We start from the raw sequence: 11843 nt of genomic DNA, 5'->3' as shown, positions 1-11843 counted from the left end.
GTCCCACCGGCCCGCCCCGCCCGCGCGGGGGCGAGCACGAGCAGGCCCGTCGCGGGCCCAGGCGCGCGAGCGTCCGGGGCGCTACGTTGCGGCCATGGCGTCGAGGCGGTCGCGGGGGCTCGTGCGGGGGCTGGTCGTGGCGAGCCACTTCCCGCCGACCGTGATGGTCACCGCGTTCGCGCTCGCGCTCTCGGCCGGGATCGGTGCGGGCGCCCGCACGACGACGCTCGTCGCGCTCGCGGTCCTCGCCGGGCAGCTCTCGGTCGGGTGGAGCAACGACTGGCTCGACGCGCGGCGCGACCTCGCGGTCGGGCGTGCCGACAAGCCCGTCGTGACCGGTCTCGTCACGCCCGCGGCCCTGCGCACGGCGGCGCTCGCGGCACTCGGCGCGTGCGTGGTGCTGTCGTTCGCGACGGGCGTGGTGCCGGGGCTGGTGCACGTCGTCGCGGTCGCGAGCGCGTGGTCGTACAACGCGCTGCTCAAGGCGACGTGGTGGTCATGGGCGCCGTACGCGCTCTCCTTCGGCCTGCTCGCGGTGTTCGTCGTGCTCGCCGCGCCCGGGGACGCTCGGCCGGCGCCCTGGGCGGTGGCGGCTGCGGCGCTGCTGGGCGTGGGCGCGCACGTCGCGAACACGCTGCCCGACCTCGAGGACGACGCCGCGACCGGGGTCCGCGGCCTGCCGCACCGGCTCGGGCGGCGCGCGAGCGGCGTGCTCGCGCCCGTGCTGCTGGGCGGCGCCTCGGTGCTCGTCGTGCTCGCACCGCCCGGCGCGCCCGACGCCGCTCGTGCGGGGCTGGGCGGGGCCGCCGTCGGGCTCGCGGTCGCTGCCGGGGTCGTGGGCGTGCTGCGGCCTCGCAGCCGGGCCCCGTTCGCGCTGTCGATGGCGGTCGCGGGCGTGTGCGTCGTGCTGCTCGTGCTCGCGGCGCCCGCCGTCGTCCTCCCGGGCTGAGCGGGCGACGGAGAGTCGGCCGGCGCGAGCGGGATGCGGGTCAGCGCGTGAGGTGGACGGACGCCTCGGCGGTGTAGGTCTGGAACGTGAGCGAGGCGAACAGGTAGAGGCGCACCTCGTCGGCCGTGTGGTCGAGGTAGCCGATCGACACGTCCTGCCCGATCGTCAGCTCGTGGTCCCCGCCGCGCGTGGTGAGCAGGTAGCCGCCGCGCAGCGCGGGCGCCCACACGATGTCGCGCTGCACCATGCGCTCGAGCTGCTCGCGGATCGGGTACCCGTGGTCGCGCGTCTCGGACACCGCCGTGTACAGGTCGGCGTCGAGCACGAGGGCGTACGGGCCCTCCACGCCCGCGAGCCGCAGCTCGGTCTGTGCGGCGGCGACGGCGTCGGGCAGGTCGCGCGGGTCGGCGGGGACCGCGATCGGCGGGTTGTCCGACCCGGGGCCGATGCCGCGGATCCCGGCGGCCGCGTACCCCTCGAACACGGCGCGGTCCTCGGCGCGCGCGAGCGCGGTGGCCGCGTCCTTGACGGGCTGCCAGTCGGAGTCCTTGGATCCCCGCGCGACGTCGTCGACCGCCTGCCGGGACACCGTGAACGGCACCTGGAGCTCGACGAGCGGCACGACGTCGCGCAGGCGCGCCCGGATGCCGTCGTGCGGGGCCTCGACGTCGGTGACGTGGCCCGTGCGCGCGGAGGCGGTGCCGAAGCCGAGGGGGCCCGTCACGTCGACCACGCGCCGCCCGGCGACGTTGCGCACGAACGTGCGGCGCGCCTCGTCGGCGATCTCCTCCCACGCCGCGTCCGTGACGGGCGCGAGCCAGCGGTGCAGGTTCGAGTCCCCGGGCGCGCCGGCGCCGCTCGTGGGGACGACCGAGCCCAGGTCCGGTTCCGAGGTGCTCACGACGGTTCTCCCTTCAGCGACCCGATCGCGAGCGAACCGACGGGCGCGGTGGTGGCGGGTGCGGCGGGTTCCGCGGTCGCGGGACCCGGGTCGGCGGGCGTGTCCTGGCCGAGGGCGTCCGGGGCGTCGTCGGCCAGCGACTCGAGCAGGTCGAGCGAGGGGACGAAGAACGACGTCCCGGTCAGCGCGGTGGACACGTCGAGGATGTGGTCGTACCGGCCCGGCGGGTTCCCCACGAACATGTTGTCCAGCATGCGCTCCACGACGCCCACGTCCGCGGCGTACGCGATGTAGTACGTGCCGAACTCGCCCGTCGACGGGTCGCCGAACGCCATGTTGTCGCGCAGGACGTCGCGCTCGGTGCCGTCGTCGTCGACGATCGTGTTGAGCGAGACGTGCGAGTCCGGAGGCTGCACGTCGTCCGCGAGCTCGACGTCGTCGAGCTTGGTCCGCCCGATGATGCGCTCCTGCGCCTCGACGGGCAGCGCACCCCAGGCCGCGAGATCGTGCACGTACTTCTGCACGACGACGTGGCTGCCGCCCGCGAACGGGCCGTCCGGGATGATCGCGGCTCCGGCGGCCGACCGTCCCGTCGGGTTCTCGGTGCCGTCGACGAAGCCGAGCAGGTCGCGCGAGTCGAAGTAGCGGAAGCCCGTCACGTGGTCGTCGACGCGCACCGTGTCGCCGAGCGCGGCCATGACCTGCCGGGTCAGCTCGAACGTGAGGTCGGCGCGGTCGGCCCGGACGTGGAACAGCACGTCGCCCGGGGTGGACGGCGCGTCGTGCACGGCGCCCTGCACCGCGCGGAACGGGTGCAGGCCGTCGGGCCGCGGCGCCCCGGGCGGGCGCACGGCGTCCCAGAACGCCGCGCCCAGCCCCACGACGCACGTGAGCCCCGCGGCCGACTGGCGGAACCCGACCGCGCGCACCAGGTCGTTCACCGACGACGCGACGTCCAGCAGGCGCGCACGCGACCCGGGCGACCCCGTGGCGCTGACGACGAGGAACACCGCGGACTCGGTGAGGCCGCCCAGGACGGGCTGCGGCTCGGGCACGTCGGCCGGCACGTCGATGCTCGCGCCGGTTCCCTGGGTCGTGTTCTGCGGCACGAGGCGAGCGTGCCACGCGCACCCGGGGAGCGCACCCGCACCGCGACCTCACCCCGCGGCGCGCACCAGACCGTCGACGACGGCCGCCGCACCGGGGGAGGGCCGGTCCCCGTACGTGACCGCGAGCACTCGGCGCGCCGCCCCGGGCAGGGCGTGCGTCCGCACCCGCGGGTCACGGTGGGCGCGCAGCGCCAGGGCGGGCAGGAGCGAGACCCCGACCCCGGCCGCCACGAGGGACTGCACCGCGACGTAGTCGTCCGTCTCGAACGCCACCCGCGGCGTGAAGCCCGCGCGCTCGCACCGGCCCACCAGGTCGGCGCGGCACCGCTCGCAGCCCGCGATCCACGCCGCGTCCGCGAGCGACGCGAGGTCGGCGAGCACAGCGTCCGCCTCCGGCGTGCTGCTGCCCCCGCCGGCGGGCCTCGCGTCGTCCGCCGCCCGCACGAGGAACAGCTCCTCGGCGAGCACCGGCACCGCGCGCAGACCCTCCACGTCGACCGGGGAACGGTCGTGCTCGAACACCAGCGCCACGTCCACCGAGCCACGCCGCAACGCGTCCAGCGCCTCCGGCGGCTCCGCCTCCACCAGCCCCACACCCAGACCCGGACGGTCCCGCGCGAGCCGCGCCACGACGTCGGGCACCAACGTCGCCAGCGCCGACGGGAACGCCGCCAGGCGCACCCGGCCCGCCGAGAGCGACACCAGCGCGTCCAGCTCCTCCCGCGCCGCACCCACGCGCCCCAGGATCTCCTCCGCGCGCGTCGCCAGGAGCCGCCCCGCCGCCGTCAGACGCACCCCGCGCCCGTGCCGCTCCAGCAGCGGCACGCCCACCTCCGCCTCCAGGCGCGCCAGATGGTGGCTCACCGACGGCTGCGCATAGTGCAGCGACCGCGCCGCCGCCGTCACCGACCCCTCGCGCGCCACCGCCGCCAGCACGCGCAGCCGCGTCAGGTCCATGCCGACTCCACCATCCACGAAGCATAGATCGCGTCGATCGAAACACTCAGAACAGGCATTAGACCTATGGGACGGCACGCGGCACCGTGGACGCATGGCCCCCGCAGACCTCGCCCCGCCCACCATGCGCGACGTCCTCGACGCCCGCCGCCTCCTCGCCGCGCACCTCGACCCCACGCCCGCGCGCACCTACGCCGCGCTCGACCATGCCACCGGCGCGAACCTCGTCGTCAAGCACGAGAACCTCCAGCCCACCGGCGCGTTCAAGGTCCGCGGCGCCCTCAACCTCCTCCTGCGCCTCGCGCCCGACGAGCGCGCCCGCGGCGTCACCGCCTTCTCCACCGGCAACCACGCCCAGGCCGTCGCCTACGCCGCCCGCACCACCGCCACCCCCTGCACCATCGTCATGCCCACGAGCCCCAACCCCACCAAGGCCGACGCCGTCCGCGACCTCGGCGCCCGCCTCGTCCTCGCCGGCACCACGTTCGACGACGCCCGCGAGCACGCCACGGCGCTCGCGGCCGACGACGGGTCCCGGCTCGTCAGCGCCGCCAACGAGCCGCTGCTCGTCGCCGGCGTCGCGACCGCCTACCTCGAGCTGCTCGAACGCGCCCCCGACCTCGACGTGCTCGTCGTACCCGTCGGCGGGGGCAGCGGCGCCGCGGCCGCATGCCTCGTCGCCCACGCGCTCGCACCCGACCTCGACGTGGTCGCCGTCCAGTCGTCCGCCTCGCCCGCCGCGCACGACTCCTGGCGCGCCGGGGACCTCCTCGCGCGGCCCAACACCTCCCGGGCCGAGGGACTGGCGACCGGCACGGGGTTCGCCCTCACCCAGGCGATGCTGCGCGACCACCTCGCCGACTTCGTCCTCGTCGACGACGACGCGATCGAGCGCGCCGCGGCGCTCTACCTCACCGCCGCGCACACGGTCGCCGAGGGCGCGGGCGCCACGGCGCTCGCGGCCGTGCTCGCGGACCCGGAGCGGTTCGCCGGCCGTCGGGTCGGCGTCGTGTGCTCGGGCGGCAACGCGAGCCCGGTGGAGCTGCGGCGCGTGGCGGCGCACCTGCCCGCGTAGCCGGGGTCGGCGGCACGCCGGGCGCGAGCGCCGGTCACCCGCAAGGCCGGGCCTAGGCTCGGGACATGGCCCGCTACCTCGACGTGCACCCCGACAACCCGCAGCCGCGCGCGATCGCGCAGGTCGTCGCCCTCCTCGAGGACGGCGGGCTCGTCGCCTACCCGACCGACTCCGGCTACGCGCTCGGGTGCCGCATGGACGACCGGGAGGGCGCGGACCGCATCCGCCGGATCCGCCACCTCGACGACCGGCACCACTTCACGCTCGTGTGCGCGGACTTCGCGCAGCTCGGCCACTTCGTCATGGTCGACAACTCCGCGTTCCGCTCCATCAAGGCCGCCACGCCCGGCCCGTACACCTTCATCCTGCGCGCGACGTCCGAGGTCCCGCGGCGCCTCGCGCACCCCAAGAAGAAGACCGTCGGCGTGCGCATCCCCGACGACGCCGTCGCGCAGGCCATCGTCGCCGCGCTCGGCGAGCCCATCCTGTCGAGCTCGCTCATCCTCCCCGGCTCCGCCGAGGCGCTCACCGACGGGTGGGCGATCAAGGAAGAGCTCGACCACGTCGTCGACGCCGTCGTGGACGGCGGCGAGCGGGGGAGCGAGCCGACGACGGTCGTGGACTTCTCCGACGGCGCCCCCGAGGTCGTCCGCGCGGGCGCGGGCGACCCGTCGCGCTTCGAGTAGGACCGCGGGCGGGCCTGCGCGGGAGGCCACGCGCCGGGTCAGGCGACCGGGCCGACGAGGCGGCGCAGGCGCGCGAGGTCGATCGGGTCGACGAGCGTGCCGCGCTCCTCGCGCACCCACCAGTCGCCCGACCGCCGCCGCTCGTCGCGCGTCGTGTACCGGTAGCGGAACACGCGGGCCCGGACCCACCGGGGCGCGGGTCCCTCCGGGTCGTGCGCGAACGGGTCCGCCGCGAGCAGGCGCAGGGTAGGGCGGTCCGCTTCCAGGAGCCGGAGCAGCAGCACCTCGAACCACCGGGTGCCCGGCGACCCGAGCGCGAGGAACCACATCTGCCAGTCGAGGCGCAGGTGGTACGGCGCGACCTGCGGCGGACGCCGGCTCACGTCGCCGGGCTTGCCGCGGAACGCGTACTCGACCCAGTCGTCCGGGCCGGGAGAGCGCGCCGTCGTGCCTTCCACCACGACCTCGTCCCGCCGCCGCGACACCGACCCGAACGCCCCGTACGCGTTGACGAGCCGGAACGGCTCGAAGCTCGCGTTCATGAGCTGGCGGCGCGCGACGAGGTTGCGCGCCGGGCGCACGCTCAGCACGAGCAGCAGCGCCGACACCCCGAGCACCACCCCGACCAGGGCGACCGGGCCGCCCAGGCCGGTCCCGCCGTCGGGCACCGGCACCTCGCCCCGCCCGAGCGCGGGCACGAGCCACGACCCCACCGTCGCCCACGCGCCGTCGCTCACCACCCCCAGCCCCAGCACGACCGTGAGCCAGTTCAGCCACGCGAAGTTGCCCGTCACCAGCAGCCACGCCTGCGTGAGCACCACCACGCCGCCCGCCACGCTCGCGACTGGCTGCGGCGCGAACAGCGCGAAGGGCACCACGAGCTGCGTCACGTGGTTGCCCGCCACCTCCACCCGGTGCCACCACCGCGGCAGGTGGTGCGCGTGCCACGAGAACGGTCCCGGCAGGGGCTGCGTCTCGTGGTGGTAGTACAGCGCCGTCAGGTCGCGCCACGCCCGGTCGCCACGGACCTTGATGAGCCCCGCGCCCAGCTCGACCCGGAACAGGCACCACCGGGCCGCCAGCAGCACCAGCACCGGGGGAGCGACGCCCCCGCCCGACGACCCCAGCCAGCCCACGAGGAACGTCACCTCGCACAGCAGCGACTCCCAACCGAACCCGTAGAACCGCTGCCCGACGTTCACCACCGACAGGTACGCCGCCCACAGCAGCAGGAACGCGAGCGTCGTCACCCACCACGGGCCACGCTGCGGCACCCCCACCACGAGCAGCGCCGCGAGCACGACGGCGCACCACGCCAAGCCCACCACGAACCGGTCCGAGCACCACCGCCGCAGCATGCTCGGCCCGTCCCGCCACGACGTGCGGTCCACGAACGCCGCCACGGGCAGGAGCCCGCGCTCGCCCAGCAGCGGCCGCCACTGCCGCACCACGACCACGAACGCCACCACGAGCACGGCCGCCGTGCCGCGCTGCAGCACCTCGCGTGCCACGTCGTAGTCCGGTGCCCAGAACCACGACCCCAGCCACGTCGCCACGCGGCCGGGCCACCCGTCCGCCATCCCCCCACGGTAGGCGTGTGACCCGTGTCTCACCCGGGCGCGGCGGGCTCTCGCCGCCCTGCCTCGGGACGGTACCGGCCCCTACGATCGGGGCATGAGCAGCCAGGGCCTCACCCAGTCCACCGACCGCATGCGCGACGCCGGAGTCGCCCCCGCCGCCATCGACGTCTTCACCCGCTTCTACCGGCTCCTCGAGTCCGGCGCGACCGGCATGATCCCCGAGTCCGACGTCGAGCCCCTCACCGACGTCACCCGCCGCGACGCGCTCGACGTCCCCGACGACGCCGCCCGCGACGCCCTCCAGCGCACCGCGATCATCAAGCTCAACGGCGGCCTCGGCACCTCCATGGGCATGGACCGCGCCAAGTCCCTCCTCACCGTGCGCGACGCCGACCCGCAGCGCCCCGACAGCGGCCCCCTCACCTTCCTCGACGTCATCGTCGCCCAGGTCCGCGCCGCCCGGCACGCCACCGGAGCGCCCCTGCCGCTGCTCCTCATGAACTCGTTCCGCACCCAGGACGACACCCTCGCCGCGCTCGCCCCCCACGATGACCTCCCCGTCGCAGGCCTCCCGCTCGACTTCCTCCAGAACCGCGAGCCCAAGCTCCGCGCCGACGACCTCACCCCCGTCGACTGGCCCGCCGACCCCGAGCTCGAGTGGTGCCCGCCCGGCCACGGCGACCTCTACACCGCCCTGTTCGCCTCCGGCGCGCTGCGCGCCCTCCTCGACGCCGGCTACCGGTACGCCAGCGTCTCCAACTCCGACAACCTCGGCGCCGCGCCCGACGCCGCCATGGCCGGCTGGTTCGCCGCCAGCGGCGCCCCCTTCGCCGCCGAGGTCGCGCGCCGCACCCCCGCCGACCGCAAGGGCGGCCACCTCGCCGTCCGCCGCAGCGACGGGCGCCTCGTCCTGCGCGAGACCGCTCAGACGCCGCAGGACGACCAGGACGCCGCCGCCGACATCAGCACGCACCGGTACTTCAACACCAACAACCTCTGGTTCGACCTCGAGGCGCTCGCGGCCGAGCTCGACCGCACCGGCGGCGTGCTCGAGCTCCCGCTCATCAAGAACACCAAGACCGTCGACCCGACCGACCCGACCTCGCCCGAGGTCGTGCAGATCGAGTCCGCCATGGGCGCCGCCGTCGAGGTGTTCGACGGCGCCGTCGCCATCGAGGTCGGGCGCGACCGGTTCCTGCCCGTCAAGACGACGAACGACCTCCTGGTCCTGCGCTCCGACGTCTACGACCTCGACGACCGGTACCGGTTCGTCGCCCGGACCGACGCTCCGCTCGTCGACCTCGACCCGGCGCACTACAAGACCATCGCCGCGTTCGACGCCCGGTTCGACGACGGCACCCCGTCCCTGCGCGCGGCACGCTCCCTCACGGTCCGCGGCGACTGGACCTTCGGCTCGGGCGTCACCGTCACCGGCGACGCCGAGCTCGCCGACCCGGGCGGCTCCTCGCGCGTCCCCGACGGCGCCGTCGTCGGCCCGGACGGAGTCAGCGACTGACCGAGGGAGCACCCCGGATGGCCGAGGTAGAGCCCTGGTACCGCGAGGTAGAGGCCCGGTAGCGCGAGGTAGAGCCCTGGTAGCACGAGGTAGAGGCGTGGTTCTGGTGCTCGACGGCGCATGGTTCGCCTGGGGTGGTCGGCCATGGTGGCGGCTCGCCCGCGCCGTGCCATGGGTCACCGTGTAGCGCATGGCCCTGGCCTCGCGTCCGGCAGTTGGTTCCGGCGCAACCGGTACGCCTGAGGTGCGAGCGTCGCGCGCTCGTCCGACCGGAACCGCCGCCTGGTCGACCCTCCTGGTCACAGAACCGGCCGAGCGCAGTCGTCGCACCAGCCGCCGCAGGCGCCCGACCACCTCGGGAGACGAACGGCGACGGCGGACGATCGACCGCCATCGGGCATGACCAAGGCTCTACCTCGCGCTACCGGGTCTCTACCTCGCGCTACCGAGCCTCTACCTCGCGCTACCGGGTCTGTACCTCGGCCGGGCACGGCTCTACCTCGACGGGTGGGCTCATGCCGGGAGGTCGACGACGCGGTCCTCGCCCCGGCGGGGCTCGAGGGTGCCGGAGGAGGTGGCGGCGAGGTCGGCGTCGAAACGGTCGAGCTCGGCCGGGGGGACGAGGACGGTGAACGTGGCCGTCGCGCCGTAGCCGACGCCCTCGAGCGTGCCGTCGTGCTGGGCGCACCAGTCGCGCAGGACGCCGTGCAGGCGGCCGGCGTCGGCGTGCGGGACGTCGACGCGCACCTCGGTGAGCACCGCGCGGCGCACGGGACGCGCGACGTCGAGCGCCCCGCTCACCGCGGACGAGTACGCCCGGACGAGCCCGCCCGCGCCGAGCAGGACGCCCCCGAAGTAGCGCGTGACGACGGCGACCACGTCGGTGACCTGCCGGTGCCGCAGCACCTCGAGCATGGGGACGCCGGCGGTCCCGGAGGGCTCGCCGTCGTCCGTGGAGCGCTGCTGGTCGGCGTGGGTGCCGACGACGAGCGCGACGCAGTGGTGCCGCGCGTCCCAGTGCTCCTTGCGGACCCGGGCGATCACGGCGTCTGCCTCGGCGACCGAGGTGACGGGGGAGAGGTGCGCGAGGAACCGGGACTTCTTGACCACGAGCTCGTGGTCGACGGGTCGGGCGATCGTCCCCCACAGCTCACCGGTGCCCGCGCTCATCCCGCGACCCTACCTGTGCGCCCCGGGCCCCCGTGAGATAGCGACCTGCCGCCGAGATAGCGACGTGCGACCGTGCGGAACCGGCGTTCCGTGCGGTACGCCGCTATCTCGGCGGGTGCGGCCACCGGGGTCAGTCCGTGCCGGACTCCATGGCGGCGCGGTCCAGGAGCGCGTCGTCGCCCTCGGCCATGCCGCGCGAGGCGATGACCTCGGCGCCGCCCTCGGGCATCGCGCCGATGAGCTCGGTCGGCGCGCCGGTACCTGCCCCGATGAGCGCGGCGTGCGTCGTCCCGACGATCCCGATGCCGGCGTACTGCTCGAGCTTGGCGCGCGAGTCGGCGATGTCGAGGTTGCGCATGGTGAGCTGGCCGATCCGGTCCATGGGGCCGAACGCGGAGTCCTCGGTGCGCTCCATCGAGAGCTTGTCCGGGTGGTAGCTGAACGCGGGCCCGGTGGTGTCGAGGATCGAGTAGTCCTCGCCGCGGCGCAGGCGCAGCGTGACCTCGCCCGTGACGGCGGTGCTGACCCAGCGCTGGAGCGACTCGCGGATCATGAGCGCCTGCGGGTCGAGCCAGCGCCCCTCGTACATGAGACGGCCGAGACGGCGGCCCTCGGTGTGGTACTGCGCGAGCGTGTCCTCGTTGTGGATCGCGTTGACGAGGCGCTCGTACGCGGCGTGCAGGAGCGCCATGCCGGGCGCCTCGTAGATGCCGCGGCTCTTGGCCTCGATGATGCGGTTCTCGATCTGGTCGGACATGCCGAGGCCGTGGCGACCGCCGATCGCGTTGGCCTCGTTCACCAGGTCGACGGCGGACTCGAACTCGCGACCGTCGATCGTCACCGGTCGGCCCTGGACGAAGCCGATCGTCACGTCCTCGGTCGCGATCTCGACCGAGGGGTCCCAGAACCGGACGCCCATGATCGGGTCGACGGTCTCGATGCCGGTGTCGAGGTGCTCGAGCGTCTTCGCCTCGTGCGTCGCCCCCCAGATGTTGGCGTCGGTCGAGTAGGCCTTCTCCGTGCTGTCGCGGTAGGGGAGGTCGTGGGCGAGGAGCCACTCCGACATCTCCTTGCGACCGCCGAGCTCGGCGACGAAGTCGGCGTCGAGCCACGGCTTGTAGATGCGCAGGGCCGGGTTGGCGAGCAGGCCGTAACGGTAGAACCGCTCGATGTCGTTGCCCTTGAACGTGGACCCGTCGCCCCAGATCTGGACGTCGTCCTCGTGCATCGCGCGCACCAGCAGGGTGCCGGTGACGGCCCGGCCCAGGGGAGTGGTGTTGAAGTACGCGCGCCCGCCGGAGCGGATGTGGAACGCCCCGCAGGCCAGGGCCGCGAGGCCCTCCTCGACGAGCGCCGCGCGGCAGTCGACCAGGCGCGCGACCTCGGCGCCGTACGCCGTGGCGCGTCCCGGCACCGACGCGATGTCGGGCTCGTCGTACTGGCCGATGTCGGCGGTGTAGGTGCAGGGCACGGCGCCCTTGTCGCGCATCCAGGCGACGGCGACGGACGTGTCGAGGCCGCCGGAGAACGCGATCCCGACGCGCTCGCCGACGGGGAGGGAGGTGAGAACCTTGGACATGGTCAAAGTATGCGCGAATCTGCATAGGTATTCAATCTCGCGCGACAGGCCGGGCTCCTCCGAGCCCGTTCCGGTGTGTCCTGCCACGAATAGTGTGCCAAGCGGGTAGGTTCTCGACCGTGACCACCGACTCCGCCGCCTCGCCTCCCGGCGGCCCCGACGACACCGGCTCCAGCTCCGCCGCCGCACCGTCCCGGTACCCCCGGCCGACGGTCTCGCTGGACGAGGCCGAGTGGGTGTGGCGCACGCTCGCGACCGAGGCGATGGTCGAGGCGGCGAAGCCGGAGACGGTGCGCCTCGCCGTGATCGCCGGCCTCACGC

10 protein-coding genes are annotated in these 11843 nt (G+C 74.7%); 4 read left to right on the top strand and 6 right to left on the bottom strand.

Features of this window, described 5'->3' with window-relative positions; genetic code table 11:
* Nucleotides 1–94: 94 nt before the first annotated feature.
* Nucleotides 95–949, top strand: coding sequence for a UbiA family prenyltransferase (locus ACZ402_RS10765; RefSeq protein ID WP_375823664.1), 855 nt, complete (start codon nt 95–97; stop codon nt 947–949).
* Between the two features lie 40 nt (nt 950–989).
* Here ACZ402_RS10765 and ACZ402_RS10760 read toward each other — a convergent pair whose 3' ends face one another.
* From ACZ402_RS10760 to ACZ402_RS10750, 3 genes are read right to left on the bottom strand one after another with little or no spacing between them, the layout of a single operon-like run.
* Nucleotides 990–1850 carry a family 1 encapsulin nanocompartment shell protein gene (locus ACZ402_RS10760; protein ID WP_253049496.1) on the bottom strand — a complete coding sequence of 287 codons (861 nt, stop codon included), beginning with the start codon at nt 1848–1850 and terminating at the stop codon, nt 990–992.
* Nucleotides 1847–2959: a Dyp-type peroxidase gene (locus tag ACZ402_RS10755; protein WP_375823663.1), complete on the bottom strand. Its 1113-nt coding sequence runs from the start codon at nt 2957–2959 to the stop codon at nt 1847–1849. The genes ACZ402_RS10760 and ACZ402_RS10755 overlap by 4 nt, the downstream gene beginning before the upstream one ends.
* Nucleotides 2960–3007: 48 nt before the next feature.
* A complete protein-coding gene (locus ACZ402_RS10750) occupies nt 3008–3916 on the bottom strand; it encodes a LysR family transcriptional regulator (RefSeq protein WP_375823662.1) in 909 nt (302 codons plus the stop codon).
* Nucleotides 3917–4010: 94 nt separating this feature from the next.
* Between ACZ402_RS10750 and ACZ402_RS10745 the strand changes: the two genes are divergently transcribed.
* Both ACZ402_RS10745 and ACZ402_RS10740 read left to right on the top strand, forming a co-directional pair.
* Nucleotides 4011–4991 (top strand): threonine ammonia-lyase, encoded by a 981-nt coding sequence (locus tag ACZ402_RS10745; protein ID WP_375823661.1) that lies wholly within the window; start codon nt 4011–4013, stop codon nt 4989–4991.
* Nucleotides 4992–5056: 65 nt separating this feature from the next.
* Nucleotides 5057–5677 carry an L-threonylcarbamoyladenylate synthase gene (locus tag ACZ402_RS10740; RefSeq protein ID WP_204541662.1) on the top strand — a complete coding sequence of 207 codons (621 nt, stop codon included), beginning with the start codon at nt 5057–5059 and terminating at the stop codon, nt 5675–5677.
* 38 nt (nt 5678–5715) lie between these two features.
* Here the strand turns inward: ACZ402_RS10740 and ACZ402_RS10735 are convergent, their stop codons facing one another.
* Nucleotides 5716–7257 carry a lipase maturation factor family protein gene (locus ACZ402_RS10735; RefSeq protein WP_375823660.1) on the bottom strand — a complete coding sequence of 514 codons (1542 nt, stop codon included), beginning with the start codon at nt 7255–7257 and terminating at the stop codon, nt 5716–5718.
* Nucleotides 7258–7351: 94 nt separating this feature from the next.
* On the opposite strand from ACZ402_RS10735, the gene ACZ402_RS10730 reads away from it, so the two are divergent.
* Nucleotides 7352–8773, top strand: a complete 1422-nt coding sequence (locus ACZ402_RS10730) for a UTP--glucose-1-phosphate uridylyltransferase (RefSeq protein ID WP_375823659.1) — start codon at nt 7352–7354, stop codon at nt 8771–8773.
* A 513-nt stretch (nt 8774–9286) separates the two neighbouring features.
* Here ACZ402_RS10730 and ACZ402_RS10725 read toward each other — a convergent pair.
* Both ACZ402_RS10725 and argG read right to left on the bottom strand, forming a co-directional pair.
* Entirely contained in the window at nt 9287–9943 is a 657-nt protein-coding gene (locus tag ACZ402_RS10725; protein WP_375823658.1) for a YigZ family protein, read from the bottom strand.
* 130 nt (nt 9944–10073) lie between these two features.
* A complete protein-coding gene (gene argG, locus ACZ402_RS10720; RefSeq protein ID WP_375823657.1) occupies nt 10074–11522 on the bottom strand; it encodes an argininosuccinate synthase in 1449 nt (482 codons plus the stop codon).
* Nucleotides 11523–11843: the final 321 nt, after the last annotated feature.

This window comes from Cellulosimicrobium sp. NPDC030954 (assembly GCF_055571305.1).
This window is presented reverse-complemented; position numbering and strand designations above follow the sequence as displayed.

Coding starts and splice junctions, on each gene's coding strand:
- ACZ402_RS10765 (WP_375823664.1), top strand. CDS start 95: ATGGCGTCGAGGCGGTCGCGGGGGCTCGTGCGGGGGCTGGTCGTGGCG.
- ACZ402_RS10750 (WP_375823662.1), bottom strand. CDS start 3,916: ATGGACCTGACGCGGCTGCGCGTGCTGGCGGCGGTGGCGCGCGAGGGG.
- ACZ402_RS10745 (WP_375823661.1), top strand. CDS start 4,011: ATGGCCCCCGCAGACCTCGCCCCGCCCACCATGCGCGACGTCCTCGAC.
- ACZ402_RS10740 (WP_204541662.1), top strand. CDS start 5,057: ATGGCCCGCTACCTCGACGTGCACCCCGACAACCCGCAGCCGCGCGCG.
- ACZ402_RS10735 (WP_375823660.1), bottom strand. CDS start 7,257: ATGGCGGACGGGTGGCCCGGCCGCGTGGCGACGTGGCTGGGGTCGTGG.
- ACZ402_RS10730 (WP_375823659.1), top strand. CDS start 7,352: ATGAGCAGCCAGGGCCTCACCCAGTCCACCGACCGCATGCGCGACGCC.
- ACZ402_RS10725 (WP_375823658.1), bottom strand. CDS start 9,943: ATGAGCGCGGGCACCGGTGAGCTGTGGGGGACGATCGCCCGACCCGTC.
- argG (WP_375823657.1), bottom strand. CDS start 11,522: ATGTCCAAGGTTCTCACCTCCCTCCCCGTCGGCGAGCGCGTCGGGATC.